Source organism: Segeticoccus rhizosphaerae, from assembly GCF_005222685.1.
Classification (GTDB): domain Bacteria; phylum Actinomycetota; class Actinomycetes; order Actinomycetales; family Dermatophilaceae; genus Segeticoccus; species Segeticoccus rhizosphaerae.
In genome coordinates this window covers 41,167-67,760 of record NZ_SWMA01000012.1, presented here as the reverse complement: position 1 = coordinate 67,760, position 26,594 = coordinate 41,167, and the positions used below count along the sequence as shown (strand labels likewise).

The 26,594-nt window shown below is 70.6% G+C and carries 29 protein-coding genes; 15 read left to right on the top strand and 14 right to left on the bottom strand.

Features of this window, described 5'->3' with window-relative positions:
• The first annotated feature begins 129 nt into the window (after positions 1 to 129).
• The 4 genes from FCN22_RS10480 (at position 130) to FCN22_RS10465 (ending at position 3,759) form a co-directional block, all read left to right on the top strand.
• Positions 130 to 1,752: an MFS transporter gene (locus tag FCN22_RS10480; RefSeq protein WP_202911518.1), complete on the top strand. Its 1,623-nt coding sequence runs from the start codon at positions 130 to 132 to the stop codon at positions 1,750 to 1,752.
• Between the two features lie 8 nt (positions 1,753 to 1,760).
• Positions 1,761 to 2,213 carry a MarR family winged helix-turn-helix transcriptional regulator gene (locus FCN22_RS10475; protein ID WP_137121496.1) on the top strand — a complete coding sequence of 151 codons (453 nt, stop codon included), beginning with the start codon at positions 1,761 to 1,763 and terminating at the stop codon, positions 2,211 to 2,213.
• A 113-nt stretch (positions 2,214 to 2,326) separates the two neighbouring features.
• Positions 2,327 to 2,977: a SatD family protein gene (locus tag FCN22_RS10470; protein ID WP_137121495.1), complete on the top strand. Its 651-nt coding sequence runs from the start codon at positions 2,327 to 2,329 to the stop codon at positions 2,975 to 2,977.
• A complete protein-coding gene (locus tag FCN22_RS10465; protein WP_137121494.1) occupies positions 2,974 to 3,759 on the top strand; it encodes a hypothetical protein in 786 nt (261 codons plus the stop codon). The genes FCN22_RS10470 and FCN22_RS10465 overlap by 4 nt, the downstream gene beginning before the upstream one ends.
• A 22-nt stretch (positions 3,760 to 3,781) precedes the next feature.
• Here the strand turns inward: FCN22_RS10465 and FCN22_RS21600 are convergent, their stop codons facing one another.
• The 4 genes from FCN22_RS21600 to dapA form a co-directional block, all read right to left on the bottom strand.
• Positions 3,782 to 3,931, bottom strand: coding sequence for a hypothetical protein (locus FCN22_RS21600; protein WP_162308185.1), 150 nt, complete (start codon positions 3,929 to 3,931; stop codon positions 3,782 to 3,784).
• A gap of 67 nt (positions 3,932 to 3,998) precedes the next feature.
• Positions 3,999 to 4,343 carry a DUF1905 domain-containing protein gene (locus tag FCN22_RS10460; protein ID WP_238384663.1) on the bottom strand — a complete coding sequence of 115 codons (345 nt, stop codon included), beginning with the start codon at positions 4,341 to 4,343 and terminating at the stop codon, positions 3,999 to 4,001.
• A 184-nt stretch (positions 4,344 to 4,527) separates the two neighbouring features.
• Positions 4,528 to 6,213 (bottom strand): ribonuclease J, encoded by a 1,686-nt coding sequence (locus FCN22_RS10455; protein ID WP_137121493.1) that lies wholly within the window; start codon positions 6,211 to 6,213, stop codon positions 4,528 to 4,530.
• Complete coding sequence (gene dapA / locus FCN22_RS10450; protein ID WP_137121492.1) at positions 6,210 to 7,109, bottom strand: 4-hydroxy-tetrahydrodipicolinate synthase; 900 nt, start codon at positions 7,107 to 7,109, stop codon at positions 6,210 to 6,212. The genes FCN22_RS10455 and dapA overlap by 4 nt, the downstream gene beginning before the upstream one ends.
• A 250-nt stretch (positions 7,110 to 7,359) precedes the next feature.
• Between dapA and FCN22_RS10445 the strand changes: the two genes are divergently transcribed.
• The 3 genes from FCN22_RS10445 to FCN22_RS10435 all read left to right on the top strand — a co-directional run bounded on the left by FCN22_RS10445 (position 7,360) and on the right by FCN22_RS10435 (position 9,009).
• A complete protein-coding gene (locus tag FCN22_RS10445) occupies positions 7,360 to 8,172 on the top strand; it encodes a thymidylate synthase (RefSeq protein WP_137121491.1) in 813 nt (270 codons plus the stop codon).
• Entirely contained in the window at positions 8,169 to 8,645 is a 477-nt protein-coding gene (locus FCN22_RS10440; protein ID WP_137121490.1) for a dihydrofolate reductase, read from the top strand. Before FCN22_RS10445 ends, FCN22_RS10440 begins: the two co-directional genes overlap by 4 nt.
• A gap of 73 nt (positions 8,646 to 8,718) precedes the next feature.
• On the top strand, positions 8,719 to 9,009 hold the full coding sequence (locus FCN22_RS10435) for a hypothetical protein (RefSeq protein WP_137121489.1): 291 nt from the start codon (positions 8,719 to 8,721) through the stop codon (positions 9,007 to 9,009).
• A 35-nt stretch (positions 9,010 to 9,044) separates the two neighbouring features.
• Here FCN22_RS10435 and FCN22_RS10430 read toward each other — a convergent pair whose 3' ends face one another.
• Positions 9,045 to 9,941: a universal stress protein gene (locus tag FCN22_RS10430; protein WP_162308184.1), complete on the bottom strand. Its 897-nt coding sequence runs from the start codon at positions 9,939 to 9,941 to the stop codon at positions 9,045 to 9,047.
• A gap of 193 nt (positions 9,942 to 10,134) precedes the next feature.
• Between FCN22_RS10430 and glpK the strand changes: the two genes are divergently transcribed.
• Together glpK and FCN22_RS10420 are read left to right on the top strand one after the other, a co-directional pair.
• Positions 10,135 to 11,649 (top strand): glycerol kinase GlpK, encoded by a 1,515-nt coding sequence (gene glpK / locus FCN22_RS10425; protein ID WP_137121487.1) that lies wholly within the window; start codon positions 10,135 to 10,137, stop codon positions 11,647 to 11,649.
• An 82-nt stretch (positions 11,650 to 11,731) separates the two neighbouring features.
• Positions 11,732 to 13,453, top strand: a complete 1,722-nt coding sequence (locus tag FCN22_RS10420; RefSeq protein ID WP_137121486.1) for a glycerol-3-phosphate dehydrogenase/oxidase — start codon at positions 11,732 to 11,734, stop codon at positions 13,451 to 13,453.
• Here the strand turns inward: FCN22_RS10420 and paaE are convergent.
• The 5 genes from paaE to paaA all read right to left on the bottom strand — a co-directional run bounded on the left by paaE (position 13,441) and on the right by paaA (position 17,448).
• Positions 13,441 to 14,562, bottom strand: a complete 1,122-nt coding sequence (gene paaE / locus FCN22_RS10415) for a 1,2-phenylacetyl-CoA epoxidase subunit PaaE (RefSeq protein WP_137121485.1) — start codon at positions 14,560 to 14,562, stop codon at positions 13,441 to 13,443. The two genes, FCN22_RS10420 and paaE, sit on opposite strands and share 13 nt — an antisense overlap.
• Positions 14,563 to 15,075, bottom strand: coding sequence for a 1,2-phenylacetyl-CoA epoxidase subunit PaaD (gene paaD, locus FCN22_RS10410; RefSeq protein WP_137121484.1), 513 nt, complete (start codon positions 15,073 to 15,075; stop codon positions 14,563 to 14,565).
• Positions 15,076 to 15,133: 58 nt separating this feature from the next.
• The gene (paaC, locus tag FCN22_RS10405; protein ID WP_137121483.1) at positions 15,134 to 15,946 is read right to left on the bottom strand and encodes a 1,2-phenylacetyl-CoA epoxidase subunit PaaC; all 813 of its coding nucleotides are present in this window, start codon (positions 15,944 to 15,946) and stop codon (positions 15,134 to 15,136) included.
• 66 nt (positions 15,947 to 16,012) lie between these two features.
• Positions 16,013 to 16,336, bottom strand: a complete 324-nt coding sequence (gene paaB / locus FCN22_RS10400) for a 1,2-phenylacetyl-CoA epoxidase subunit PaaB (RefSeq protein WP_137121482.1) — start codon at positions 16,334 to 16,336, stop codon at positions 16,013 to 16,015.
• 65 nt (positions 16,337 to 16,401) lie between these two features.
• A complete protein-coding gene (gene paaA, locus FCN22_RS10395; RefSeq protein WP_137121481.1) occupies positions 16,402 to 17,448 on the bottom strand; it encodes a 1,2-phenylacetyl-CoA epoxidase subunit PaaA in 1,047 nt (348 codons plus the stop codon).
• Positions 17,449 to 17,531: 83 nt separating this feature from the next.
• On the opposite strand from paaA, the gene FCN22_RS10390 reads away from it, so the two are divergent.
• Genes FCN22_RS10390 through FCN22_RS10380 form a run of 3 tightly spaced genes read left to right on the top strand, consistent with a single transcriptional unit; the run spans position 17,532 to position 19,166 of the window.
• Positions 17,532 to 18,131 carry a GNAT family N-acetyltransferase gene (locus FCN22_RS10390; protein ID WP_137121480.1) on the top strand — a complete coding sequence of 200 codons (600 nt, stop codon included), beginning with the start codon at positions 17,532 to 17,534 and terminating at the stop codon, positions 18,129 to 18,131.
• Complete coding sequence (locus FCN22_RS10385; protein ID WP_137121479.1) at positions 18,128 to 18,841, top strand: AzlC family ABC transporter permease; 714 nt, start codon at positions 18,128 to 18,130, stop codon at positions 18,839 to 18,841. Before FCN22_RS10390 ends, FCN22_RS10385 begins: the two co-directional genes overlap by 4 nt.
• 10 nt (positions 18,842 to 18,851) lie before the next feature.
• Positions 18,852 to 19,166 (top strand): AzlD domain-containing protein, encoded by a 315-nt coding sequence (locus FCN22_RS10380; protein WP_137121478.1) that lies wholly within the window; start codon positions 18,852 to 18,854, stop codon positions 19,164 to 19,166.
• A gap of 180 nt (positions 19,167 to 19,346) precedes the next feature.
• Here the strand turns inward: FCN22_RS10380 and FCN22_RS10375 are convergent, their stop codons facing one another.
• The 3 genes from FCN22_RS10375 to FCN22_RS10365 are packed head-to-tail and all read right to left on the bottom strand — an operon-like array spanning position 19,347 to position 21,988.
• Positions 19,347 to 19,715 carry a hypothetical protein gene (locus FCN22_RS10375; RefSeq protein WP_137121477.1) on the bottom strand — a complete coding sequence of 123 codons (369 nt, stop codon included), beginning with the start codon at positions 19,713 to 19,715 and terminating at the stop codon, positions 19,347 to 19,349.
• 19 nt (positions 19,716 to 19,734) lie between these two features.
• Positions 19,735 to 20,484 carry a 4-hydroxy-tetrahydrodipicolinate reductase gene (dapB, locus tag FCN22_RS10370; protein ID WP_137121476.1) on the bottom strand — a complete coding sequence of 250 codons (750 nt, stop codon included), beginning with the start codon at positions 20,482 to 20,484 and terminating at the stop codon, positions 19,735 to 19,737.
• A 10-nt stretch (positions 20,485 to 20,494) separates the two neighbouring features.
• Entirely contained in the window at positions 20,495 to 21,988 is a 1,494-nt protein-coding gene (locus FCN22_RS10365; RefSeq protein ID WP_238384662.1) for an MFS transporter, read from the bottom strand.
• A gap of 62 nt (positions 21,989 to 22,050) precedes the next feature.
• Here FCN22_RS10365 and FCN22_RS10360 point away from each other — a divergent pair, with 62 nt between their 5' ends.
• Both FCN22_RS10360 and FCN22_RS10355 read left to right on the top strand, forming a co-directional pair.
• A complete protein-coding gene (locus tag FCN22_RS10360) occupies positions 22,051 to 23,544 on the top strand; it encodes a purine-cytosine permease family protein (RefSeq protein ID WP_137121475.1) in 1,494 nt (497 codons plus the stop codon).
• The gene (locus FCN22_RS10355; RefSeq protein WP_137121474.1) at positions 23,541 to 24,107 is read left to right on the top strand and encodes a cysteine hydrolase family protein; all 567 of its coding nucleotides are present in this window, start codon (positions 23,541 to 23,543) and stop codon (positions 24,105 to 24,107) included. Before FCN22_RS10360 ends, FCN22_RS10355 begins: the two co-directional genes overlap by 4 nt.
• Here FCN22_RS10355 and FCN22_RS10350 read toward each other — a convergent pair.
• Positions 24,094 to 25,212: a DNA glycosylase AlkZ-like family protein gene (locus tag FCN22_RS10350; RefSeq protein WP_137121473.1), complete on the bottom strand. Its 1,119-nt coding sequence runs from the start codon at positions 25,210 to 25,212 to the stop codon at positions 24,094 to 24,096. The two genes, FCN22_RS10355 and FCN22_RS10350, sit on opposite strands and share 14 nt — an antisense overlap.
• A 118-nt stretch (positions 25,213 to 25,330) precedes the next feature.
• Between FCN22_RS10350 and FCN22_RS10345 the strand changes: the two genes are divergently transcribed.
• On the top strand, positions 25,331 to 26,590 hold the full coding sequence (locus FCN22_RS10345) for a low temperature requirement protein A (RefSeq protein WP_137121472.1): 1,260 nt from the start codon (positions 25,331 to 25,333) through the stop codon (positions 26,588 to 26,590).
• The last annotated feature ends 4 nt before the right edge of the window (positions 26,591 to 26,594 follow it).

Sequence of the window (26,594 nt, the reverse complement as noted above, 5' to 3'; positions counted from 1 at the left end):
ATCGGCGTCATATGTGACGCCGATCGCCAGCAACGAGGGAAACGGCTTTTTATTTGCATGCAGCAAGCAACTTGTATATTGTTGCCGACGGCAACCAACGTGCTTGACCACTCCTCGAGGAACCGCTGCATGAGTACCACCACCCAAGCCCCACCCACCCGGCCGCCCGGCGCCTCCGTGCCGATGAGCCACCGGGAGGTCCTCTACGCCCTCTCCGGCCTACTGCTGGCCATGTTCGTCGCCATGTTGTCCTCGACCGTGGTGTCGACCGCGCTCCCCCGGATCGTGGCCGACCTGCACGGCAGCGAGGCGGGCTACACCTGGGTGGTGGTTGCCTCGCTGCTCGCGATGACCGCGACCACGCCGATCTGGGGCAAGCTCGCCGACCTGTTCAGCAAGAAGCTGCTGACCCAGCTGACCCTGGTCATCTTCATGGCCGGTTCGGTCATCGCCGGGATCGCCCCCGACATGGGCGCGCTGATCGGCGCTCGGCTGCTGCAGGGCGTCGGCATGGGCGGCCTCACCGCGCTGGTGCAGATCGTCATCGCGAGCATGGTGACGCCACGCGACCGGGGCAAGTACTTCGGCTACCTCGGTGCCGTCTTCGCGATGGCCACCGTCAGCGGCCCGCTGATCGGCGGCCTCCTGGTGGACGCGAAGTGGCTCGGGAGCTTCCTGCCCGGCTACATGGAGGGGCAGGCCTGGCGCTGGTGCTTCTACGTGGGCATCCCGATCGCCGTCGTGGCCTTCGTGGTCCTGCAGAAGACGCTGCACCTGCCGACGATCAAGCGCGAGGCCTCCATCGACTACCTCGGCGCCACCCTGATCACCGCCGGGGTCTCCGCCCTCCTGATCTGGGTCTCACTCGCCGGCACCCAGTTCGCCTGGGTCTCGGCCACCACTGCGGTGCTGCTCACGCTCGGCCTGCTCCTCCTGGCGGCGTTCGTCTACGCCGAGACCAAGGTCGCCGAGCCGATCATCCCGCTGCGGCTGTTCCGCGACCGCACCACGAGCCTTGCGGTGTTCGCCTCCGTCATGGTCGGTGTGGCGATGTTCGGGTCGACGGTCTTCCTCGTGCAGTACTTCCAGATCTCTCGGGGCATGACGCCCACCCGCGCGGGGCTGATGACCCTCGCCCTCGTCGGCGGGGTGCTGGTCTCCAGCATCGCCACCGGCCGGCTCATCGCCGCCACCGGCATCTGGAAGCGCTACCTCGTGGGCGGCGGCGTGGTCATGGTCGCGGGGATCGGGTTGCTCGGCATGATCGGACCTGACACCAGCCTGCTGCGGGTCGGCGCGTCGATGACCGTGCTGGGCCTGGGCATGGGCGCGGTCAACCAGAACCTCGTCCTCGCGGTCCAGAACAACGCCGCCCAGGCCGACATCGGCGCGGCGAGCTCGCTGGTCGCGTTCTTCCGCACGCTGGGCGGCTCGATCGGCGTGTCCGCGCTCGGCACCGCGCTCGGCCACCGGGTCAGCTCGGGGATCACCGAGGGTCTGGCGCGGATCGGGGTCACCCCGCCGGAGGGCTCGACCGGCAGCGAGATCCCGGACATGACCACCCTGCCGGACAAGATCCGGCCGGTCTTCGAGGGAGCGTTCGCCGACGCGACCGGCTACCTGTTCCGGCTGGCCGTGCCGTTCGCGGTGCTGGCCCTGATCGCCATCCTGTTGATCCGCGAGGTCCCGCTGCGCAAGACCATCGAGCGCGAGGACGAGCTCGAGCAGCTCGCTGAGCCGGTCGCGAGCTGAGGCGACCGATGACCGGGGCCACGAAGGCTGCCATCCCCGACGTCGAGCGGGAGATCGAGCGTGAGCTCATCGCCCTCGTGCGTCGAGCTCGACGCGACTCCCGGGAGCACGCTCGGCTGGTGCACCCGGAGCTGCAGGCGGCGGGGTATGGCGTGCTGGTCACCGTCGCGAAGCACCAACCCACCCGGGCCTGCGAGCTCGTGCGGCTGCTCGAGCTCGACAAGGGCGCCGTGAGCCGGCAGGTCAGCCAGCTGGAGCAGCTCGGACTGGTCGAACGGCTACCGGACCCGAGCGACGGTCGGGTGCAGACCCTGTCGCTCTCGCCGGCCGGCGAGGAGCGGATGGCCGCGGTCCGTCGCCGGTGGCACTCGGAGTTCCGCGGGCGCCTGGCGAGCTGGGCGCCCGAGCAGCTGGCCGGATTCGCCGAGGACCTGCGGCGCTACAACGCCTCCCCGGGGTGAGGGTCAGCCGATCGCTCCCCGACGGGTGAAGCATTAAGCTTCACCCGACGGGAGTGAAGGATTGCGCTTCAGGCATGATCGACTCTCGCCAGAGATAAATCTATAATCTTCATATGACACAAATGAAGCATAATGCTTACCGAGCGACGCTGCTGGGTGATGTCATGGCCTCGCGCACGGCAACCGATCGCCGGGAGCTTCACCGGCAGTTCGCCCTGGCACTGCGCAGACTGCAGGAGGCGCTGCCCGCCGACGACGACCCCGTGATCGTGTCCGGCGACGAGTTCCAGGCCGTCTACGCGACTGTCGGCGCGGCGCTGCACGCCGCTTTCACCCTGCGTCTCGACCTGCTCCCCGAGATCGACATGCGCTTCGGCATCGGCTGGGGCGAGATCACCGTGCTTGACCGGGACCGTGGCACCCAGGACGGTCCCGGCTGGTGGAGCGCGCGTGATGCGATCGACTCGACCAAGCGGGCACAGTCGTCGGTGGCCACGCGACACCTGCACACGACCTACCTGCCCCACGAGTCCACCGGGGCGCACAGCGAAGCAGTCAACGCGGCCCTGCTGTGTCGGGACCATCTGATGGGATGCATGGACCCGCGATCCCTGAGGATCTTGGGAGGGCTCGTCGCCGGACGCACCAAGGCCGAGCTGGCCGCGGAAGAGGGCATCAGCCGGTCAGCGGTGTCCCAGCGCTCGGGGCGCGACGGCATCGACGTCGTCCTTGCGGCGTCCGATCGACTGAGGGAGGTCCAGTGAGCATCGTCGCCGTGCTGCTGCTCGCCGTCGGGGTAGCCGACCTCGCCCGCTCGGTGCGCACGGCCCAGGCGTGGATCCCTCCGCTGACCGGTCTGGTCGCCGTCGTCCTGGCCGGCATCCTGGCCGACCTGCACACCGTCGCCGACCTCCTGCTGCTGGTCCTGGTGGCGGCCCTCACGACAGTCTGGAGCGCCCTGGCCGAGCGCGCTCGCCGACGCGAGCGTGGAGAAGCCGCACCATTGCTCGTGTTCGGTCTCGGGCTGGCAGCAGTGTTCGCCCTGGCGGGAGCAGCCTCACCTGCGGGCGGCGAGGTCGTGCGGTGGCTCCGCTGGACCGACATCCCGCACCTGCAGGACCTGTCGGCCGACCGGTTCCTGTTGCTGCTCGGGCTGGTGCTGGTGCAGTTGAGCACCGGCAACGAGCTGGTGCGCCTGATCCTCGTCTCGGTCGGCGCGATGAAACCGGGCGAGCAGGCGCAGCCCTCGGACAGCCTGCGCGGCGGTCGCCTGCTCGGCCCCCTGGAGCGGCTGTTCATCCTCGGGCTGGGTCTCTCCGGCCAGCTCACAGCTGCGAGCCTGGTGATCGCAGCCAAGGGTGTGATCCGCTTTCCCGAGCTCACCGCCCGCTCCGGCCTGGCCGCCCGGACAGCGCGCGGCGAAGGGGCGCTCCAGGCCGAGGTCAGCGGGGTGGGGATCAACGAGGTGACCGAGTACTTCCTGGTCGGCAGCTTCGTCAGCTGGCTCGTGGCGATGGCCGGGCTGGCCCTCAGCCTGCTGGCGTGACCCCTGCGGCTGACCTGGATGATCATCGGCCGGCGGGGTCACGATCTGCCGCCGCGGCGCAGTAGCCGACGACCTTGCGCGCGTCGTCGGTGCGGTAGCCCACGGCATACCGGTTCTGGACACAGACGACCTCGGTGACCGACCGCGCCTGCCGCACCTGGTCGAGCGTCACGTTGGAGACCCCGGCCTTCTCCACCGGTCACCGACGCACGGCGACGGACGTCGCGCTGCCGGCCGGGTCAGGGACGGACCACGGCGAGCCGGACGTCGACGAGGTCGCCGAGTGCGACGCCCTCGGCCTTGCGCACCGAGACGCGCAAGGGCAGCAGGAAGCCGCCGTCCTTGGGGAACAGCGAGGTCGGCCACTCGGTGCCTCCGAGCAGGGCCCGCACCGGGATCACGCCCCAGCCATAGGTCACCTCACGGGCGACGTCCTGCACGGCGGCCGCGTCCTCCTCGGGCAGGGCGACGAAGTGGTATGGCGCGGGCCCGCGCCAGTGGAAGACCTCACCGCTGAAGTCGAGCAGCACGACGGCGTCCTCGCCGAAGGTCTCGGGAGCACGGCGGCTGGTCGGGGACGTCATGCCCCGAGGCTAGAGCCGATCGCGGACGAGGTGCTTCCGCAGCTCGTCCGATGCGACGACGCCCGGCAAACCGTGGCCTCTTGCCGCACTGTTCGCAAGCCGCGCTGGCCCTACTGCGGTGGGCGGACGCCATACCGGCGTGTCGTCCCGCGTGTCGCGCACCCGTGCCAGCGTGAGTCGCGATTCAGGCGTCGATGACGATCGGGATGATCATCGGCCGACGCCGCAGCTTGCCGCCCACCCAGCTGCCGGCGACCCGGCGGATCACCTGCTGCAGCTGGTAGGAGTCGGTCACCCCGCGGTCCGCGGCCTCGGCCAGCGCGGTCTCGAGCTTGGGCAGCACCTGGTCGAACACGTCCTGCCCCTCCGCGAAGCCGCGTGCCGTGATCTCGGGACCGGCCGCGATCTTGCCGGTGTCGGCGTCGCGCACCACGATGATCGTGATGAAGCCCTCGTCGCGCAGGATGCGGCGGTCCTTGAGCAGCGTCTCGGTCGTGCCTCCCACGGACGACCCGTCGACATACACGAAGCCCGCCGGCACGGCGCCGGTGATCTGCGCGCGCCCGTCGACCAGGTCGACGACGATGCCGTTCTCCGCGAGCACGACCCGCGAGTGCGGCACCCCCGTCTTCTTCGCCAGCTCGGCGTTGGCCACGAGCATCCGCCACTCGCCGTGGATCGGCATGACGTTGCGGGGCCGGACGATGTTGTAGCAGTAGAGCAGCTCGCCGGCGCTGGCGTGGCCGGAGACGTGGACCTTGGCGTTGCCCTTGTGCACCACCGTGGCGCCGAGCCGCATCAGACCGTTGATCACCCGGTAGACGGCGTTCTCGTTGCCCGGGATGAGGGAGGAGGCGAGCAGCACCGTGTCGCCCTCCCCCACCTCGATCTTGTGGTCGCGGTTGGCCATCCGCGACAGCGCGGCCATCGGCTCTCCCTGCGAGCCGGTGCAGACCAGCACGACCTTGTCGTCCGGCAGCTGGCCGAGCTTCTTCAGGTCGACCAGCACGCCCTCGGGCACCTTGAGGTAGCCGAGCTCCGCGGCGATGCCCATGTTGCGCACCATCGACCGGCCCACCATCGCGACCTTGCGCCCGTTGGCCTGCGCCGCGTCGAGCACCTGCTGGATCCGGTGCACGTGCGAGGAGAAGGACGCCACGATGATCCGCCGCTGCGCGGTCTGGAAGACGTTCTGGATCGCCGGAGCGATCTCGCGTTCCGAGGTCGTGAACCCCGGGACCTCGGCGTTGGTCGAGTCGGTGAGGAAGAGGTCGACCCCCTCCTCGCCGAGCCGGGCGAAGGCCCGCAGGTCGGTGATCCGCCCGTCCAGCGGAAGCTGGTCCATCTTGAAGTCGCCGGTGCACAGGAGGGTGCCGCCGGGAGTGCGCAGGAAGACCGCGAGCGCATCGGGGATCGAGTGGTTCACCGCGATGAACTCGGCGTCGAAGACCCCCAGCCGCTCCCGCTGCCCCTCGGCGACGGTGAGCGTGTAGGGCTTGATCCGGTGCTCCTTGAGCTTGGCCTCGACCAGCGCCAGCGTCAGCTGCGAGCCGATGACCGGTATGTCGGACTTGAGCCTCAGCAGGTAGGGCACCGCGCCGATGTGGTCCTCGTGACCGTGGGTCAGGACGATCGCGTCGATGTCCTGGAGCCGGTCCTTGAGGTATTCGAAGTCGGGCAGGATCAGGTCGATGCCCGGGTGGTGGTCCTCCGGGAAGAGGACGCCACAGTCGACGATGAGCAGGCGACCCGCGTGCTCGATGACCGTCATGTTGCGGCCCACCTCGCCGAGGCCACCGAGCGCGATCACGCGGACGGCGCCCGGCTGGAGAACGGGTGGTGCATTCAGTTCGGGGTGGGGATGACTCACATAAGTCCTGACTGTCTCAGGCCGGCGCGAAGGCGCTCGACCTGTTCGGTGGTGGCTTCGAGCAGGGGCAGGCGGATGAAGGCGGACTCGATGATGCCGAGTTCCCGCATCGCGGCCTTGGCCATGATCGCGCCCTGGGTGATGTGCATGAGTGCGTCGACCGCCGGGATCAGCTGCCGGTGGATCTCGCGCGCCCGGTCGAGGTTGCCCTCGGCCACGGCGGTGACCATCTCGGCATACTGCGGTCCGGCGACGTGGCCGACGACGCTGACGACGCCCACGGCCCCTTGCGCGAGGTGCGCGAGGTTCAGCGGGTCGTCGCCGGAATACCACTGCAGGTCGGTCTGGGCCATGATGCGGCTGGCCCCGAAGAGGTCGCCCTTGGCGTCCTTGACCGCGACGATCCGCTCGTGCTCGGCCAGCCGCAGCAGCGTGTCACTCTCGATCGCGGTGCCCGTGCGGCCCGGGATGTCATAGACCATGACCGGCACGTCGATCGCGTCCGCGACGGTCGTCATGTGCGCGAGCACACCGGCCTGCGGGGGTTTGTTGTAGTAGGGGGTGACGACCAGGGCGCCCTGCGCCCCGGCCTTGACCAGGGCCTGCGCGGCCGCGACGGAGTGGGCCGTGTCGTTGGTGCCGACGCCCGCCACGACGGTGACGCGGTCGCCGACCGCCTCGACCACGGCCCGCACGAGGTCGACGTTCTCCTCGTCGGTGGTGGTGGCCGACTCGCCGGTGGTGCCGTTGACCACGAGCCCGTCGTGGCCGTGGTCGGCCAGGTGTGTGGCCAGCCGCTGGCAGCTGTCGAGGTCGACGGAGCCGTCGGCGTGCATGGGCGTGACCATCGCGGTCAGGACACGACCGAAGGTGGCTGTGGGGGTCGTGCTGGTCATGGGGTCACGGTATCGCCCCGAGGAGGGTCCGCCGTCGCCCGTCCGGGATGCGGCGCCGCAGATCGAGCGGCACCGCCGACCGGACCAGCCCGGGAGCCGGAGATGAGAATCGCGTCGCTACCCGCTCGGGGGTCCGGGTAGCGACGCGATCAGGGTCTACATCGGTTGAATCGTTGACGACGTTACGGCCCGTTAATGTGACCTGCATCACACTGGTTTGCCCGTCGGCCACGTTTGCTACCTTTCAGGCGTGCGCCAGTACCTCGATCTCCTCCGCCTCGTCCGCGACCACGGCGCCACCAAGACCGATCGCACCGGCACCGGCACCCGCAGCGTGTTCGGCCACCAGATGCGCTTCGACCTGTCCGACGGTTTCCCGGCCGTCACCACGAAGAAGCTGCAGATGAAGTCGGTCGTCACCGAGCTGATCTGGTTTCTCACCGGCTCGACCAACGTCGGCTGGCTGCAGGAGCGCGGCGTGCACATCTGGGACGAGTGGGCCGACACGCAGGGCGAGCTCGGGCCGGTCTACGGCCACCAGTGGCGCTCCTGGCCCACGCCGGACGGTCGCACGGTCGACCAGATCGGCCGGGTCATCGAGTCGATCAGGACCAACCCCGACTCGCGGCGCCACATCGTCAGCGCCTGGAACGTCGCCGAGGTCGACGAGATGGCGCTGCCCCCGTGCCACACGATGTTCCAGTTCTACGTCGCCCCGCCGACCGGCGACCACCGGGCGAGACTGTCCTGCCAGCTCTACCAGCGCAGCGCCGACATCTTCCTCGGCGTGCCGTTCAACATCGCCTCCTACGCACTGCTGACCCACATGGTCGCCCAGGTCTGCGACCTCGAGCCCGGCGACTTCGTGCACACGATGGGCGACGCGCACCTCTACCTCAACCACCTCGAACAGGCCGACGAGCAGCTCTCCCGCGAGCCCGGACCGCTCCCCCGGCTGCGGCTCAACCCCGAGCGGCGCAGCATCGACGAGTTCGTCCCCGAGGACGTGTCCCTCGAGGGCTACCAGCCGCAGGCGTGGATCAAGGCACCGATCGCCGTATGACGATCACGCTCATCGCCGCCGTGGCTCGCGGCGGGGTCATCGGGGCCGGCGGGACGATGGCCTGGCACCTGCCGGAGGACCTGAAGTACTTCAAGCGCACCACCATGGGTCACCCGATGGTCATGGGCCGCAAGACCTTCGACTCGATGGGGGCGCTCCCCGGCCGCCGGTCGATCGTGATCACCCGCCGGCCCGACTGGTCGGCCGACGGTGTGGAGACGGCGGCCTCCCTCGAGGAGGCGCTCCGGCTGGCGGGCGAAGGGGAGGTCTTCGTGGTCGGCGGCGGCGAGGTCTACGCCCTGGCCCTGCCGCTGGCCGACCGGGTCCTGCTCACCGAGCTCGACCGCGAGGTCGAGGGTGACACCTGGTTTCCCGAGCTCGACCCGCGCGTATGGCGTGAGGTCGGCCGCGAGGAGCGCGAGGGTTTCGCATGGGTCAGCTACGCGCGAGCAGGAGCGGCGACGACGGCGTGAGGAAACGAGCGAGGGACGAGCGAGGCCCGGAGCGCCGAGGAGCGCGACCATCGAGCATGAGCGGAGCAGCAGCGTGACCGAGCCGTCGCGGGCCCGCACGAGCCCGGGACTGCTGCGCGTCTACCAGGTCCTCGGCATCGTGGTGCCGCTGCTCGGCGCGTTGATCGGTGGCCTGCTGGCCCACCGCAGCGACGCGGCATACGAACGTGACACCGGCAAGGTGCTGTCCAGCGGCACCGAGCACGGCGACGTCATCGCCGGCGCGCTGTCCGGCTTCATGCTCGCGGTGCTGATCGCCTTTCTCGTCATCGTGGTCGTCAACCTGCTGCGCAAGCTCGTGCTGCGCACCCGCACCGACCGGTAAATCCTGTCCTTCCGCCGGCACGGCCGTCGAGGCCCTCAGCGACGCACCACGACCACGGGAGCGCCGGACTTGTGGATCAGCGCGTGGCAGACCGACCCGAGGTTCAGGCCGGCGAAGCCGCCGTGACCCCGGGCCCCCACCACAACCAGCCCGGCGGTCTCCGACGCCGCGGTCAGCGCCTCCCCCGGCAGGCCCTCCGGAGTCCGTGAGCTCGTCCGCACACCGGGCCGTTCCTCCTGCGCCACCAGCCGGGCCGACTCGACCAGCTCAGCGGCGTGCCGCTCGGCGAGATCGGTCGGGTAGTCCGCGGTGCGGTAGCCCATGGCCTGGGCCGACTGGGGCTCCCAGGCCGACAGCAGCACCAGCTCGGCGTCGTTCGCCACAGCCGCGCGGGCGGCATACCGCACGGCCTGCGCGCACCGGTCCGAACCGTCGACGCCGACGACGACCGGGCGGTCCGGACCCGCCGGCGCCGGGTTGCCCCGCACGACGATCGCCGGGCACGCGGCGTGAGCGGTCACCGCGAAGGCGACCGAGCCCAGCAGCGTGCCCGCGAGGTCGCCGTGGCCGCGGGTGCCGACGACGACCAGCTTGGCGTGCTCCGACTCCTCGACGAGGGCTCCTGCCGGGCTGCCCACGACCGCGCTCGCCCTTGCGGTGAGGCCCGGCGCGACCGCCCGGACGTGCGCCAGGCCCTCGTCGGCGGTGACCTGCGCGGCTCCCAGAGCCGACTCCGACATCACGTCGAAGGCGCCCTCCGGCCAGGTGGTCGCTCCGGTGGGCAGGCTGGTGGTGAGGATCTCGAGGGTTGCGCCCCGGCGGGTCGCCTCGAGCGCGGCCCAGTCCAGGGCGATCTCGGCGTGGTCACAACGGTCGAAGCCCACGACGATGGTGGGCGCGTCGGGCTCGGGGTGGTCGGCGGGCTGGCTCACGGCTGCCTCCTCGGGCGGGGTGTCCATCATCCCAGCCGGAGGCCGCCGTGAGGCGATCCGTGTCCACATCGTTGCGAGACATCTCGTGGCACAGCCCGCCCCGCCCACCGCCGCTCGTGCGGAATGATCGTGCGGGAAACGACAGCCGGGCTGTCGCCTTCCGCACGATCATTTGCTACGAGGAGCGGGCCACATGGCTGATTTCGTCGGATCCGTCGACCAGGGCACGACCAGCACGCGCTTCGTGGTCTTCGACCACGACGGCAATGAGGTGGGCAGGCACCAGCTCGAGCACGAGCAGATCCTGCCCCGGGCCGGTTGGGTGGAGCACAGCCCGGTGGAGATCTGGGAGCGCACCAGCTCGGTGATCCAGGAGACACTCAACGGCCTCGGCCTGGCCGCCTCGGACCTGGCCGCGCTCGGCATCACCAACCAGCGCGAGACGACCGTGGTGTGGCACCGGCGCACGGGGCGGCCGTTCCACAACGCGATCGTGTGGCAGGACACCCGCACCGACCGGATCGCGAGCGCCCTCGAGCACGACGGCCGCGGCGACGTCATACGCCAGAAGGCGGGGCTGCCTCCGGCCACCTACTTCGCCGGCGGCAAGCTCCAGTGGATCCTGGAGAACGTGCCGGGGGCCCGCGAGGCCGCCGAAGCGGGCGACGCGCTGTTCGGCACGATCGACACCTGGTTGATGTGGAACCTCACCGGCGGCGTGCACGGCGGCGTGCACGTCACCGACGTCACCAACGCCAGCCGCACCATGTTGATGGACCTGGAGACACTCGACTGGGACGAGGAGCTGCTCGGCTTCTTCGGCGTCCCCCGCTCGATGTTGCCCGAGATCCGCCCCTCCTCCGACCCGCAGGGGTATGGCGTGCTGGCCGCCCCCGCGGGCTTCGCCGGCATCCCGCTGACCGGCATTCTCGGCGACCAGCAGGCCGCCGTGTTCGGCCAGGCGTGTTTCGACCCTGGCACAGCCAAGAACACCTACGGCACCGGCAACTTCCTGCTGCTCAACACGGGGCCCGAGCCGGTCCGCAGCGGCAACGGGCTGCTCACGACGGTGGCCTACCAGCTCGGGGACGACCGCCCCGTCTACGCGCTGGAGGGCTCGATCGCCGTGACCGGATCGGCCGTGCAGTGGCTGCGCGACCAGCTCGGCATCATCTCCGGCGCGGCGGCCATCGAGCCGCTCGCCCGCAGCGTGGACGACAACGGCGGCGTCTACTTCGTCCCCGCGTTCTCCGGCCTCTTCGCCCCCTACTGGCGCAGCGACGCACGGGGCGCGATCGTCGGATTGTCCCGGTTCAACACCAACGCGCACCTGGCCCGCGCCACCCTGGAATCCATCTGCTACCAGAGCCGCGATGTGGCCGAGGCGATGGAGACCGACTCCGGTGTGCACCTCGAGGTGCTCAAGGTCGACGGCGGTGTCACCGCCAACGACCTGTGCATGCAGCTGCAGGCCGACATCCTCGGCGTCCCGGTCAGCCGGCCAGTGGTCGCCGAGACGACCGCCCTCGGCGCGGCCTATGCTGCAGGACTCGCCGTCGGCTTCTGGCAGGATCTCGACGAGCTCAGGGCCAACTGGAAGGAATCCCGGCGGTGGGAGCCGACGTGGTCGCCACGGCAGCGCGAGGACGGCTATGCCGGGTGGAAGAAGGCCGTGAAACGGACCCTGGACTGGGTCGAGGTCGACTGATCCCGGGCCGGGTTCGCCCGGCAGCGTACGGTTTCGAGCAGGACCGCCGGGTGACATCCCGTCGCCGAGAGGAAGGACGCAGATGAGCGACAAGCCCCAGCCGCTGAGCCCGGCGGGCCGGGAGTCCGCGCTGGAGCGGTTGGCCACCGAGGAGCTGGACGTGCTGGTCATCGGCGGCGGCGTGGTGGGCGCCGGGTCGGCGCTCGACGCCGTCACCCGCGGGCTGCGGGTCGGGCTGGTGGAGGCCCGCGACTACGCCGCCGGGACCTCGAGCCGATCGAGCAAGCTGTTCCACGGGGGCCTGCGCTACCTCGAGCAGTTCAACTTCCACCTCGTCTTCGAGGCCCTCAAGGAACGCAAGCTGGTCCTGAACCGGCTGAGCCCGCACCTGGCCCGGCCGGTGCCGTTCATCTACCCCCTGGAGCGGCCGATCGACCGGGGCTACGTGGGTCTCGGTGTCGGCGTGTATGACGCGATGGGCGCCGGACGGGGCGTGCCCACCCACCTCAAGCACCTCGGTCGGCGCAAGACCATGGAGTCCTTCCCCTCCGGCAAGCGGTCGGCGATCCGCGGCGCGGTCCGCTTCTACGAGGGTCAGGTCGACGACGCCCGGCACACCATGATGCTGGCCCGCACCGCGGCACAGTTCGGCGCACTGTGTGCCAGCAGCACGCGGGTCAGCGCGTTCATCCGTGAGGACGACCGGGTGGTCGGGGTTCGCGCGACCGACCTCGAGACCGGCCGAGAGCTCGAGATCCGCGCGAGCCAGGTGATCAACGCGGCGGGCGTGTGGACCGACGAGATCCAGCAGATGGTCGGGGGCCGCGGGCAGTTCCAGGTGCGCGCCTCCAAGGGCGTCCACCTCGTCGTGCCGCGAAACCGGATCAACTCGGGCACCGGCATCATCACCCGCACCGAGAAGAGCCTGCTGTTCATCATCCCGTGGGGCAGCCACTGGATCATCGGGACCACCGACACCGACTGGGCCCTCGACCTGGCCCATCCCGCCGCGAGCCGGACGGACGTGGATTACCTTCTCGACCATGCGAACTCGCTGCTGCAGGATCCCCTGACCCGCGAAGACGTCGTGGGGGTCTACGCCGGGCTCCGGCCGCTCCTGAAGGGCGAGTCGGAGTCGACCAGCACCCTTTCCCGCGAGCACGCCGTTTCCAGCCCCGTGCGCGGGCTGACCGTCATCGCGGGTGGCAAGTACACGACATACCGGGTCATGGCCAAGGACGCCGTCGACTCGGCCGTGCACGGCATGGAGCGCAACGTGCCCGCGTCGGTGACCGAACGCACACCGCTGCTGGGAGCGGACGGCTACTTCGCCGCGCACAACTCCCGTGCGCTGATCGCCGAGCGGACCGGGTTGCGCGTCTCGGTGGTCGAGCACCTGCTCGGTCGCTACGGCACGCTCTGCGAGGAGCTGTTCGCGCTCATGAAGTCCGACCCGGGCTTGGCCGAACCCCTTGCCAGCGCACCGGAATACCTGGCAGTCGAGGCCGTCTACGCGGCCAGCCACGAGGGAGCACTGCACCTGGACGACATCCTCACCCGCCGGACCCGGATCTCCATCGAGGTGCCTGACCGCGGGGAGGCCGCGGCGGCCGAGGTGGCTGAGCTGGTCGCTCCGGTGCTGGGCTGGGACGCCGCCACGATCGACCGGGAGGTGCAGCACTACCGCGCCCGGGTGCTGGCCGAACGGGAGTCACAGTCGATGCCGGACGACCGCACCGCCGACGCCGCGCGGCTCGGAGCGGAAGACGTGCGGCGGGGGCTGCCGTCGGCTCAGGCGTCGTAGTCGAGGTGCACCGTGTCGGTGACCGGGTGCGACTGGCACGCCAACACGATCCCGGCCGCGACCTCCTCGGGCTCCAGCGCGTAGTTGCGGTCCATGGTGACCTCGCCCTCCACGAGTCGGGCGCGGCAGGTGCCGCAGACCCCGCCCGTGCAGCTGAACGGCGCGTCCGGACGCTCGCGCAACGTGGCCGCCAGGATGGTCTCGGCCTTCGAGGGCATGTCGATGACGGTGGTCCGGCCGTCGAGGTTGACCGTCACGACGGCCTCGGGCGGAGCACCGGGCACGGCCTCCACCTGTGCCAGCGGCGGGGCGCCGACCTCGTCGACGTGGAAGACCTCGTGGTGCACATGCTTCTCGTCGACACCGCGCTCGCCGAGCAGCTCGCGCGCCGTCTCCACCATGCCGAACGGCCCGCACAGGTACCACTCGTCGACCTGGTCGACCGGGATCAGCGAGCCGAAGAGCCGCTCGAGCCGGTCGCGGTCGATCCGCCCGGAGAACAGCTCGACGTCCTGGACCTCGCGGGAGAGAACGTGGATCAGGTGGAACCGCCCGGGATACTGGTTCTTCAGGTCCTCGAGCTCCTCGAGGAACATGATCGAGTCGGTGCGCCGGTTGCCGAAGACGAGCGTGACGCGCGAATCCGGTTCGTCCTCCAGCGCGCTCGCGATCAGCGCCATGACCGGGGTGATGCCAGAGCCGGCCGCGATCGCCACGTGGTGGCGCGCAGCGCCGGGGCGGGTGGGGCAGGTGAACCCGCCGAGCGGGGTCATCACCTCGATCTCGTCGCCGACGGCGACGCTCTCGTTCAGCCAGTTGGACATCCGTCCACCCGCGACGCTGGAGCTGGCCACCCGCAGCTCTCCGCTGGCCAGGGCCCGCGAGCGGGGCAGGCAGATCGAGTAGGACCTGCGGACGTCCTCGCCGTCGATCGTGGCGCGCAGCGTGAGGTGTTGGCCCGGCTCGTAGGCGAACTCGTCCCTCAGGTCGTCGGGCACGGCGAAGGACACCGCCACGGCGCCGTCGGTGAGCCGCTGGAGGCGGGCCACCCGCAGCGGGTGGAACCGCGCTCGTCCGCGCTTCGGCTTCTTGATCAGGGTGACGGTCATCTAGAGCGCCTTGAACTCGTCGAAGGGTTCGCGACAGGAGTTGCAGCGGCGCAACGCCTTGCACGCGGTGGATCCGAAGCGGGAGACCTCGGTGGTGTCACGTGAGCCGCACAGTGGACAGGTGACCTGCCGGACGCTGAGCCCCAGGGTCACCGGTCCGCCCGCGTCGCGGGGCCCCGGGGGCGCGATGCCGAACTCGCGCAGCTTGTCCTTGCCGGCCTGGCTCATCCAGTCGGTCGTCCACGCAGGCGAGAACTGCATCTCGACCTGCGCCGCGTAGCCGGCCCGCCGGGCCTCGTGCTCGATCCGGCCGCGGATGGCCTCCATCGCGGGGCAACCGGAGTAGGTCGGCGTGATCACCACACGCACCGTCCGATCCGCCTCGTCGGCCACACAGCTGCGCAGGATGCCGAGGTCCTCGATCGTGATGACCGGCACCTCCGGGTCGGGGATTGCCGCAATGGCGTCACGGACCGACAGCACGGGGCGCTCCACCGTTCTCGCTGCGCTCATCGACGCGCTCCTCGGCGCTCGGGTCCTCGCTTCGCCGCGATCCGCACGCTGACGTCGCTCACCACTGCGCCCCAGGGTGTGAACGCGCGATGTGCTGCAGCTGCGCCAGCAGGTAGCCCATCGCCCTCGAGTGCACCCCGTCGCGTCCGCCGCGGGCGTGCCAGCGCCCATCCTCCGGCAGTTCGAGCGTCGCCTCCGCCACGACCCGCTCGACGTATGCCGTCGCCGCCGCCTCGAGGCTCGAGGGCAGCACTCCCAGGCCGGTCGCCGCCGCGGCCTGGCTGGCCGGGTCGTCGGCGAACAGCTCCGAGACGTATGGCGCGACCCGCCCCAGCGCGTCCTGCATCCGCTCGTGCGACTCGACGGTCCCGTCGCCGAGGCGCAGCACCCACTGGGTGGCGTGGTCGCGGTGGTAGTCGACCTCCTTGACCGCCTTCTGCGCCACCCCGGCGACCGTCTCGTCCGTGGAGGAGGTGAGCGCGGCATACAGCTCGCACTGGTAGGAGGAGAACCACAGCATCCGGGCCAACTCGAAGCCGAAGTCGCTGCGCTCCTGCTCGACGAGGTGCACGTTGCGGAAATCGCGCTCGTCGCGCAGGTAAGCGAGGTCGTCCTCGCTGCGGCCGGTGCCGTCCAGCTCGCCGACGCGGGTCAACAGCGCCCGGGCCTGACCGAGCAGGTCGAGCGCGATGTTGCCGAGGGCCATGTCCTCCTCGATCTGCGGCGCGCGGCTGATCCACTCGCCGAGCCGCTGGGCGTAGACGAGCGCGTCGTCGGCCACACCGAGGACGTAGCGCGGCAGCAACTCGTCCGCGCTCGGCACGGGTAGGGCACGACCCGGTGAGGTCGTGTCGATTACCTTGTCACTCATACGCTTTCGGCCCTTCCTCGGAAGTCCACGCGAAGCATCGGAGCGAAGCGGAGAACTTCGCGGGTGTTACAGGTATTCGACGTCGTCGGGCACGTCGTAGAAGGTGGGATGGCGGTAGACCTTGTCGGCGGCCGGGTCGAAGAACGAGTCGCGCTCGTCGGGGCTGCTCGCCTCGATGTCGCTCGACCGCACGACCCACAGCGAGACGCCCTCCTGCCGGCGGGTGTAGAGGTCACGGCCGTTGCGCAGGGCCATCTGGGCGTCGGGGGCGTGCAGCGAGCCGACATGTACGTGCGACAGTCCCCGCTTGCCCCTGACGAAGACCTCCCAGAGCGGCCAGCTGCGGCCGGCCTGCGGGGTGGGCTGGTCGCCCGTCGGGGTGTCGGTCATGCCGTCTGTTCGCGCTCCTCGGCTGCGGGGTCGCTCCGCTCCGTCGTCGCCGCGTCCGTCGCCGCTCATGCCGCTTGTTCCTTCCCGGCGCGTTTGTCGGCGTAGGCGTTCGCGGCGTCTCGCGCCCAGGCACCCTCGTCGTGCGCAGCGTTGCGCCACGCGAGCCGTTCGCGGTTGCAGGCGCCGTCGCCCTTGATGACCCGCCAGAACTCGTCCCAGTCGATCGGCCCGAAGTCCCAGTGACCACGCTCCTCGTTCCAGGCGAGGTCAGGGTCGGGCAGCTTGAGACCGAGCTTCTGGGCCTGGGGCACCATCATGTCGATGAACTTCTGCCGGAGGTCGTCGTTGCTGAATCGCTTGATGCCCCAGGCCATGTTCTGCTCGGTGTGGCCTCCTTGGGCGGCGGCGTCACCGGTGTCGGGCGGGCCGAACATCATCAGCGACGGCCACCACCAGCGGTCGGCCGCGTCCTGGGCCATCGCCTTCTGCTCGTCGGTGCCGCGCGCGAGGTTCCACAGGATCTCGAAGCCCTGCCGCTGGTGGAAGGACTCCTCCTTGCAGACCCGGATCATGGCCCGGGCGTACGGGCCGTAGGAGCACCGGCACAGCGGCACCTGGTTCATGATGGCCGCCCCGTCGACCAGCCACCCGATGGCACCGCAGTCTGCCCAGGTGAGCGTGGGGTAGTTGAAGATCGAGGAGTACTTCTGCCTGCCGCTCATCAGCTTGTCGAGCAGCTCGGCCCGGTCGACGCCCAGCGTCTCGGCGGCGCTGTAGAGGTAGAGCCCGTGGCCGGCCTCGTCCTGCACCTTGGCCATCAGGATCGCCTTGCGCCGCAACGACGGAGCGCGGGTGATCCAGTTGCCCTCGGGCTGCATGCCGATGATCTCGGAGTGCGCGTGCTGCGCGATCTGCCGGATCAACGTCTGCCGGTAGGCGTCCGGCATGTCGTCGCGCGGCTCGATCCGCTTGTCGGCGGCGATCAGCTCGTCGAACGACATCCCGTCGCCGCGCTGTGCGCTTTCGGCGCCATCGGCGACGGTCTGGTCGTACTCCCCCGACTCGGCGGCGTTGAGGGGCTCGTCGGGGTCGATGAAGTCGTTGCCGTACATGCCTCCAGTATGCCGGGTTGTTACATCTGCTTGCAATATGGGTCCAAAAGTGTCACAAGCGCTCCACCTGAGAGGATGGCTCGATGACCACGACGGAGCCGCACGAGCACGACCACGAGCACCAGCACGGGTCGTCGGACGGCCCGATCGCCGATGCGAGTGTGCGCACGGCCAGGACCAGCGACGCGCCGGCGGTGGGGCGCGTGCAGGCGGCGGTGTGGGAGGACGCCTACGCCGAGATCCTCTCCCCCGAGCTGCTGGTGCAGTTCGAGGAGCAGTCGTTCGCCAAGGCCTGGCGCGCCACCCTCGAGGAGCCGCCCAGCTCACGGCACCGGTTGCTCGTGGCCTGTGCCGGTCCGCAGGTGGTCGGCTTCGTGGCCCTCGGCCCGAGCGGCGACCCCGACGCCGGCGCGGACCACGGCGAGCTGCTCACGCTCGGGGTCCACCCGCAGGCCCGACGTGTCGGCCATGGCTCGCGGCTGCTGAACGCGGCCGTGGACACCATGCGCGTGGTCGGGTTCGAGCAGTGTGTGGCCTGGCTGCTCGCCACCGACGAGACCACTCGGGCCTTCCTCGAGGTGGCGGGCCTCGCGCCGGACGGCGCCTTCCGTGACCGCGTCATCGACCCCGACGGGTCGGTGGTCCGCGAGGTCCGCCTCGCAGTAGACCTGTCGACGCCGTGACCGACGGCGGGGCACCGTCGCCGAGCCTGCCCGCCGAGCGTCGACGCGCCGTGCTGCGACAGGGGCTCTCCGTCGGGGTCGCCACCGGGGCATACGGCATCAGCATCGGCGCGCTCGCCGTCGCCGCGGGCCTGTCCCTGTGGCAGGCGATGGCCCTGTCGCTGCTGCTGTTCAGCGGCGGTTCGCAGTTCGCCCTGGTGGGCGTCATCGCGGCGGGCGGCTCCGGCGCCGCGGCGATCACGACCTCGACGCTGCTCGGCATCCGCAACGGCCTCTACGGGCTGCAGGTCTCCCGGATCCTCGGGGCACACGGACTGCGCCGCCTCGCGGCCGCCCAGCTGACCATCGACGAGTCGACCGCAGTCGCGGTCGGCCAACCCGAGCCGGCCGCTGGCCGGCTCGGCTTCTGGGTGACCGGCGGCGCCGTCTTCGTGCTCTGGAACCTGATGACCTTCGTCGGCGCCCTCATCGGCGACCTGCTCGGTGACCCGCGGCAGTACGGTCTGGACGCGGCCGCCGCGGCAGCCTTCTGTGCGCTGTTGTGGCCGAGGTTGCGCTCCAGGGACGGGCGCGCCGCCGCGGCCCTGGCCGCCGTGCTCGCCCTGCTCGTCGCTCCCGCGGCACCGGCCGGCATACCGGTCCTGGTGGCGGCGGTCGCTGCCGTGGTGGTCGGCCTGCGGCCCGGTCGACCCGCTCCGGCGACGCGATGAGGACGACGCGATGAGCCTGTGGGCGACCGTCCTGGTCGCGAGCGCCCTGTCGTTCCTGCTGAAGCTGGGCGGTTACGTCGTCCCCCACCACTGGCTCGACGGGCCCCGGATCTCCCGTGTGACCGGGCTGCTCCCGGTGGCGCTGCTGTCGGCCCTGGTCATGACCCAGGCCTTCACGACGAGCGGCGGCGCGCCGATCCTCGATGCGCGCGCGGCCGCGGTCGGCGTGGCGGTCGTGGCGCTGCTGCTGCGCGCGCCCTTCCTCGTGGTCATCATCCTGGCCGCGGCGACAGCGGCGGCACTGCGTGCCTTCGGCTGGGGCTGACCTGCGGGTCGAGCCTCAGGACGTCCTGCGGTGTGGGCGCCCCGACCGCCCGAACGCAGGACATCCCTGGCCGACCTGCGGGTCGAGCCTCAGGACGTCCTGCGGTGTGGGTGCCCCGACCGCCCGAACGCAGGACGTCCTGAGCGAGGTCAGCCCCCGGGCCACCGCGGCGGCGGATGGTCAGGACCGGGAGAGGCGCCAGGCCCGCACCGCCTGCCGGTATGCCGACTGCTCACCCTGGCGATCGCGCGCGACCCGGCACTCCTCCGCCCTGGCCAGGTGTGCCCGCCACTGCTCGTCGCGCGCCAGCGGCTCGGCCCCCGATCGCAGGTGCTGCATCATCCGCTCGCCGTCGCGGGCGAACAGGACCAACCGCCAGATCGCGTAGAGCGCGACGAGCGGGATGATGATGACGCCGAGGCCGAGCAGCACCGACTGCCACCGGCCGTCGAGCACGAGCAGCACGCCGCGCCATCCGATGGTGCCCGCGTAGAAGACCAGGATCGCGAAGGTGACCAGCGCGGTGATGCGCTCGCGGGCGACGCTCACGGCATACTCCCTGCCACGCTCAGGCCAGCCCGAGGTAGTGCTCGAGCCCGATGGTCAGGCCCGGGCGCGAGGCGACCTCGCGGACACCGGTGAGGACCCCCGGCATGAAGCTGACGCGGTCGAAGGAGTCGTGCCGCAGCGACAGCGCCTCGCCGGCCGCCCCGAAGAGCACCTCCTGGTGGGCGACCCGTCCACGCAGCCGCAGCGCGTGCACCGGTATGCCGTCCACCCGCGCGCCGCGCGCACCGTCCGGATCGGAGGTGGTGGCGTCCGGCGGCGCGGGCAGGTCGGCCTCACGGCGGGCCGCGGCGATGAGTGCGGCGGTGCGGGACGCCGTTCCGGAGGGCGCGTCGACCTTGTCCGGGTGGTGCAACTCGACGACCTCCACGGACTCGTAGAAGCGCGCGGCCTGTCTGGCGAAGGACATCATCAGCAGGGCGCCGATCGCGAAGTTCGGCGCGACGAGCACGCCGACCCCGGGGTGGTCGGCCAACTGGGTGCGGAGGGTCTCGAGCCGGTCGTCGGTCCATCCGGTGGTGCCCACCACCACGTGCACGCCCCGGTCGACGCAGTGTGCGACGTTGGCCGGGGAGGCGTCGGGAACCGTCAGCTCCACGGCCACCTGCGCACCCGCCAGGTCGCCGAGGTCGTCTGCGTGGCCGAACCGGCCGACCAGGTCGAGATCGGTGGCATCCTCGATGGCGCCGCACGCCTGCGTGCCCATCCGCCCGGCCGCCCCGATGACGGCGACGCCGATCCGTTCGCTCACGTCGGTCAGACTAGTTGGCCCGGTCGCGCTGCTGGTGCTCGGCGTCGCCCATCGGGGTGGTGCGGCAGCTGACCGGGTCGGCAGGCGTGGCCGCCACGCCCACATCGCGCTCGGGGTCGCGAACCAGCAGCCACGAGACGACTCCGCCCAGGGCCAGGAGCACCACGCAGACCCACAAGGCCCGCGCGTAGCCGGCGGCAAACACCACCGGCCGCGCGTAGTCGTCTCCGCGGAGGCCGACGGCCGCCGGCAGAGCCGCGACCGCGAGCAGCGAGCCGGCGCGTGCGACGGCGTTGTTGATGCCGCTCGCGATGCCGGCGTTGCGGTCGGGGGCGGCCGCCAGGACGGTCGACGTCAGGGGCGCGACGAGCAGGCACAGCCCCACCGAGAAGGCGAGGAGCCCGGGCAGCACCTCGGTCCAGTAGCTCACGTGCTCGCCCACGCCCACGAGCAGGGCGGCACCGGCGGCGCACGCGAACGGGCCCAAGGTCATCGGCAGCCGCGGGCCGATGCGGGTCGCCAGCTCGCCGCCGCGCGAGGCAAACAGCAGCATCATCACGGTGACCGGCACGGTGGCCATCCCGGCTCGTAGCGGGCCGTAGCCGCTCACCGTCTGAAGTTGGAGGACGAGGAAGAACATCAAGGCGCCCAGCGCGGCATACACCAGCAGGGTCATCCCATTGGCGGCGCTGAACTGGCGGCTGGCGAACAGGTGCGTCGGCATCATGGGGTGCAGCCGCCTCTGCTCGACCGGGACGAACGCGAGCCCGGCAAGCAGTCCCACGGCCGCGCTGGTCGCCACGGCCGCCACCGGCAGGGTGGTCGCCTCGATGAGCGCGAAGGTGACGCCCACCAGCGAGAGGGTCGCCAGGCCCGCCCCGGCGACGTCGAAGTGCTGCGCGGACTCGGTGTCCCGGCTCTCCGGGGCGTGGCGCAGCGTGATGAGCACGGTGACCGCGGCGAGCGGGAGGTTGATCAGGAAAACCCAGCGCCAGCTGGCGTATTCGACCAACCAGCCGCCCACGAACGGTCCGACCGCGGTGGCGATCCCGCCGAAGCCCGCCCACGCTCCGATGGCCCGGCCACGGTCCTCGGTGCGGAAGGCGGACTGGATCATGGCCAGGCTGCCGGGTGTGAGGAGTGCGCCGCCGATGCCCTGCAGGACCCGCGCGGCGATCAGCTGACTCGGGTCCTGCGCCGCGGCGCACAGCGCGGACGCCAGCGCGAACCACCCGACGCCGATCAGGAAGACGCGCCGTCTGCCGTAGCGGTCCCCCAGCGACCCCCCGACCAGGATGAGCGAGGCCAGGGCGAGCAGGTAGCCGTTGGTGATCCACTGCAGCTGGGCCAGGCTCGCATCCAGGTGCTCGCCGATCTGGCGCAGCGCGACGTTGACGACCGACCCGTCGAGCATGGCCATCCCCGAGCCGAGAGCGGTCGCGACGACCACCCACCGACCGCTGGCGGAACGGAAGGACAGGCCCGCGGGCGTGGCGATGGTCACGTCACAGGACCTTCGGGGTGGGGCGCGACGCGCGACGCCCCGGAATCTGGCAGGCTCGGACCATGAGCACCACGGCGCGGACCGCGCGCGACACCCGCCGGATGGGCGTGGAGACCACCGGCATCGAGATCATCGACGAGGCCGAGCGGACAGCGCGTCCGTTCGACCTGTTCTGGCCGTGGTTTGCGGCCAATGTCTCCGTCTTCGGCATCAGCTACGGCTCGTTCATCCTGGGTTTCGGCATCTCCTTCGGCCAGGCCATCTTCGTCGCCGTCGTCGGCATCATCCTCAGCTTCCTCGCCTGCGGTGTCATCGCCATCGCGGGCAAGCGCGGCTCGGCACCGACCATGATCCTGTCGCGCGCGGCGTTCGGCGTGCAAGGGCAGAAACTGCCCGGCGTCGTCTCGTGGCTCGTGTCCATCGGGTGGGAGACCTTCCTCGCCATCCTCGCAACCCTGGCGACCGCCACCGTGTTCCGCGAGCTCGGCTGGGGCGGCGGCACGGCCACCAAGATCGGTGCGTGCGTCGTGGTCGCGGCGCTGATCGTCCTCGCCTCCGTCGCCGGCTACCACTTCATCATGAAGCTGCAGTCGGTGCTGACCTGGATCACGGGGATCGTGACCATCGTCTACATCGTCCTGACCCTCAAGGACGTCGACGTCTCCACCGTGACCTCGCTGCCGAGCGGCTCCAGCCAGGCCGTGATCGGCGCCCTGGTCATGGTGATGACCGGGTTCGGGCTGGGCTGGATCAACATCTCCGCCGACTGGTCCCGCTACCAGCGCCGTGACGCCTCCGGACCGGCGGTCGTCTTCTGGAACACCTTCGGCGGGGCCCTCGCCCCCGTGCTGCTGGTCATCTTCGGCATCGCGCTGGCCGGCTCGTCGAAGAAGCTGTCCGACGGCATCGCCGCCGACCCGATCGGCACCCTCGCGACCATCCTGCCGACGTGGTTCCTCGTGCCGTTCCTCATCGCGAGCGTGCTGGCCCTGGTCAGTGGCGCGGTCCTCGGCATCTACTCCTCCGGCCTCACCCTGCTCTCCCTCGGGGTCCGCATCCCCCGTCCGTCGGCGGCCCTGATCGACGGAGTGATCCTGACCCTCGGCACGATCTACGTGGTGTTCTTCGCCGAGACCTTCCTCGCGCCGTTCCAGTCGTTCCTCATCACCCTCGGCGTGCCGCTCGCGGCCTGGGCCGGCGTGATGATGGCCGACATCGCGTTGCGCAGGCGGGACTACGAGGACGACGCGCTCTTCGACTCCCGCGGCCGGTATGGCTCGTTCGACTGGGTCGCGATCGGCACCATGGTCGTGACGTCGGTCATCGGCTGGGGCCTGGTCATCAACAACTTCGCCCAGGACGCCGCCTGGAACAACTGGCAGGGCTACCTGCTCGGGCCGCTCGGCCTCGGTGGCCGGGACGGCAACTGGGCCTATGCCAACCTCGGCGTCATCCTCGCGCTCGCGCTGTCGTTCGTGGTCACCTACCTGGCACGACGGCCGGTGGTGCGTCGCCAGGAGAGCGGGTATGCCGTGCCGGTCGCCGAGGACGCGTGAGCTCCCCCACCGGCGTCCCGGACGACGCCTGGCTCGTCGCCATCGACCTGCAGAACATCTTCGGTGATCCCCAGAGCCCTTGGGCGGCACCGCGGTTCGAGGAGTCGGTGGACGCGACGCTTCGCCTGGCCGAGGCCTTCGGCGAGCGCTGCGTCTTCACGCGGTTCGTCGCGCCACAGCGACCGAGCGGGTCGTGGGTCCCCTACTACGAGGAGTTCTCCTTCGCCCTCCAGCCGCCGGACGCGAACGTCTACCGGCTGGACGACCGGATCGCGACCCACGCGGGTCGGACCGTCTCCGCCACGACCTTCGGAAAATGGGGCACCGACCTGGCCGCGATCACCGGCCCCGAGCCACACCTCGTGGTCTGCGGCGTGGCGACCGACTGCTGCGTGCTGTCGACCGTGCTGCCGGCTGCCGACGCCGGTGCCCGCGTCACCGTGGTCACCGACGCCTGTGCCGGCTCGACCGACGAAGCGCACCAGCAAGCGCTCGCCGCGATGGCGCTCTACGCCCCCCTCGTCGGCTTCACCACGACCGACAAGCTGCTCACGACGAGCTGAGTGCCAAGCGCAGGTCCCGGCCGATGATGCCGGACAGTCGCTCGGCCTCCTGCGCGATGGCCACGTCGGGTCGGCGTCGCTGGTCGAGCCAGCAGACCGTGAGCTCGTCGCGCTTGAGAGCCCACGTCCCACAGACGACGCCACCGACGATCAGCGGGTTGGCCTTGCGGGTGACGGCATCGCGTCTCGACGACGGGGTGACCTTGACGTCCTTGGTGCCGGGACCGATCACCCACTGGTCGTGCCCGGGAAGGAACCGCACGGCCTCTGACGGCTGCACCGCGGCGAGTTCGTCGACGTCCTCCCGCATGACGTACGCGGTGGTCCCCTCGACATCGACCGTGACCAGGCGGTCACCCAGCCCGGAGATCCAGCCGTTAAGTCGCTTGCGACCCGCGCTCAGCCCATCGCCGAGCCAGTAGTGCACGTGCTCGAGAGTGGCAGGGCCGTAGGTCCGGAAATAGGCGGTGACGGCCCGCGGTCCCGCGTCCTCGAGGTCCGGGATGCCCCGCCAGAGCGGGTTGTCGTCGAGGCGCTGGAAGGTGTGCTGTCCGTCGCGGGCTGGACCGAAGGCCATGTCCCCCTGCCAGGTCAGCGGCTTGATCAAGGTGCCCGCGCCCTCGTCGAAGACCGGCTTCAGGTGGCGGTACGCGCGGTGTCGGGTCAGCGCATCACCGAGCTCGTGGACGGTCAACGGCCCGTCGCTGAGAGCCTCCCGCACCGCGGCCCGGAAGTCGGGCCAGTCCGACGGCCTGAGCCGGTAGTGCTCCACCCAGCTCGGCAGCTCCCACTGCCGCCCGGCCGATCGGAGCGCGAGGTACACGCCGCCGTCCTCGGCCGACAGGTAGTGCATCGACCCGCGGAAGACGAACGCCTTGATCACCGCCCCATCCGCCAGCGCCTGCGCGAGCTCGCCGGCCCTGGAGGCGTTGCGTCGTGTCCTGACCGCAAGCTCGGCGAGGGCCTCGTCCATCGAGAGGACCGCACCGAGCCGGCGGACGACGCCGGCCGCCGACTCGGACCCGACCGGGTCGAGCAGGTGTCGCCCCATCCGCCAGGCCAGCGCCTGCGTCCACGTGATCCTGGCTTTCGTCGACGTGCTCATCTGCGCAGCCTCGCATCGATTCCGGACGATGATCGTCCTGCTGGCGGATTGACCCGCCCCGTTCCCCGAGGTGCGGGAAGATCGCTCAGGGCAGAGCCGCCGACACCGAGGGGCGCACATGCCGGATCGAGTAGGGCACAGGGCCGTCTCCTGGGCGTCCGCGGGAGCGTTCGGCCGCTCCTTCTGGCAGCCGCCGAGGGCCCACGGCGACGTCATCGTGGGTCGCGAAGTCAGTTTCCTCGAGCTCTTCTACGACCTGGTCTACGTCGTGGTCGTGGGCCAGGCGGCTCGACACCTGTCCGAGCAGGTGACCTGGGCGGGCCTGGGCCGCTTCACCGTCGTCTTCGGTCTGATCTGGTTCGCCTGGGTCAACGGCGCGATCTACCACGACCTGCACGGCCGGGCGGAGGGCCGGACCCGCTCGTATGTCTTCCTGCAGATGGGGGTCCTCGCTCTGCTCGCGGTGTTCACCGGCGGCGCCACCGCAGGCGACGGCCCGGCCTTCGCCGTCGTCTACGCGATCTACCTGTTTCTGCTCGGCTGGCTCTGGTACTCGGTGCGGCGCCAGGACGACCGGGCCTTTCGTCGCATCACGACGCCCTACATCCTCGGGGTCCTCGTCTCGGCGACGGTCATGGCGCTCAGCGCGGCGCTGCCGGATGGGATGCGGTTGGCCGTCTGGGCGGTGGTCGTGGTGGGGTGGCTCGGCGGCATCACGGTCCTGGACTGGCGCAACGGTGCCACCCGAGACACGAGCCTCAGCGCCAGCGAGTCGATGATCGAGAGGTTCGACCTGTTCACGATCATCGTCCTCGGAGAGGTGGTGGTCGGCGTCGTGGCCGGCATCGCCGATGCTGGCCGGACGCCGGTCGCGGTGGTCACGGGCATCCTCGGCCTCGGCGTCGGGTTCGCCTACTGGTGGAGCTATTTCGATTTCGTCGGGGCTCGGCGGGTCGCCTCCCGGCGCGGGGCCTTGTCCCGTTGGGTCGTCGGGCACCTGCCGGTGACGATGACCATCGCAGCCACCGGCGCGGTGATGGTCAGCATGGTCGATCACGCGTCGAGCGGTCACGCGCCTGACCCGGCTCCCCTGGTGCTGTCGCTGTCGGTCGCCGTCGGCGTCCTGGCCCTCGTCGTCCTGGCAACCTCGCTGGCCGACTGGCATGACCTTGCTGCGGTGTACCGGCCGGTGTCCGTCGCCCTGGCGGTGGCGGCCGCGGTCGTCCTCGGCATCGGGTGGCTGGCTCCTCCGCCCTGGACCCAGATCCTGCTCGTCACCCTGGTTCTCGGAGCCGTCTGGTTCTTCGGGATGGTGACGTGGTTCTCGTCCACCCATCACGGGCAGGCTCCCGGCCGGCCCGGACGACCGTCGGGGTGATCGG

What these genes read in the sequence shown, in the direction of transcription:
- FCN22_RS10440 (WP_137121490.1), top strand. Translation starts at nt 8,169, where the DNA reads ATGACGATCACGCTCATCGCCGCCGTGGCTCGCGGCGGGGTCATCGGG.
- paaC (WP_137121483.1), bottom strand. Translation starts at nt 15,946, where the DNA reads ATGAGTGACAAGGTAATCGACACGACCTCACCGGGTCGTGCCCTACCC.
- paaB (WP_137121482.1), bottom strand. Translation starts at nt 16,336, where the DNA reads ATGACCGACACCCCGACGGGCGACCAGCCCACCCCGCAGGCCGGCCGC.
- dapA (WP_137121492.1), bottom strand. Translation starts at nt 7,109, where the DNA reads ATGACCAGCACGACCCCCACAGCCACCTTCGGTCGTGTCCTGACCGCG.
- FCN22_RS10475 (WP_137121496.1), top strand. Translation starts at nt 1,761, where the DNA reads ATGACCGGGGCCACGAAGGCTGCCATCCCCGACGTCGAGCGGGAGATC.
- FCN22_RS10480 (WP_202911518.1), top strand. Translation starts at nt 130, where the DNA reads ATGAGTACCACCACCCAAGCCCCACCCACCCGGCCGCCCGGCGCCTCC.
- FCN22_RS10380 (WP_137121478.1), top strand. Translation starts at nt 18,852, where the DNA reads ATGAGCCTGTGGGCGACCGTCCTGGTCGCGAGCGCCCTGTCGTTCCTG.
- glpK (WP_137121487.1), top strand. Translation starts at nt 10,135, where the DNA reads ATGGCTGATTTCGTCGGATCCGTCGACCAGGGCACGACCAGCACGCGC.
- FCN22_RS10390 (WP_137121480.1), top strand. Translation starts at nt 17,532, where the DNA reads ATGACCACGACGGAGCCGCACGAGCACGACCACGAGCACCAGCACGGG.
- paaE (WP_137121485.1), bottom strand. Translation starts at nt 14,562, where the DNA reads ATGACCGTCACCCTGATCAAGAAGCCGAAGCGCGGACGAGCGCGGTTC.
- FCN22_RS10345 (WP_137121472.1), top strand. Translation starts at nt 25,331, where the DNA reads ATGCCGGATCGAGTAGGGCACAGGGCCGTCTCCTGGGCGTCCGCGGGA.
- paaD (WP_137121484.1), bottom strand. Translation starts at nt 15,075, where the DNA reads ATGAGCGCAGCGAGAACGGTGGAGCGCCCCGTGCTGTCGGTCCGTGAC.
- FCN22_RS10350 (WP_137121473.1), bottom strand. Translation starts at nt 25,212, where the DNA reads ATGAGCACGTCGACGAAAGCCAGGATCACGTGGACGCAGGCGCTGGCC.
- FCN22_RS10460 (WP_238384663.1), bottom strand. Translation starts at nt 4,343, where the DNA reads ATGACGTCCCCGACCAGCCGCCGTGCTCCCGAGACCTTCGGCGAGGAC.
- paaA (WP_137121481.1), bottom strand. Translation starts at nt 17,448, where the DNA reads ATGTACGGCAACGACTTCATCGACCCCGACGAGCCCCTCAACGCCGCC.
- FCN22_RS10470 (WP_137121495.1), top strand. Translation starts at nt 2,327, where the DNA reads ATGACACAAATGAAGCATAATGCTTACCGAGCGACGCTGCTGGGTGAT.
- FCN22_RS10360 (WP_137121475.1), top strand. Translation starts at nt 22,051, where the DNA reads ATGAGCACCACGGCGCGGACCGCGCGCGACACCCGCCGGATGGGCGTG.
- FCN22_RS10420 (WP_137121486.1), top strand. Translation starts at nt 11,732, where the DNA reads ATGAGCGACAAGCCCCAGCCGCTGAGCCCGGCGGGCCGGGAGTCCGCG.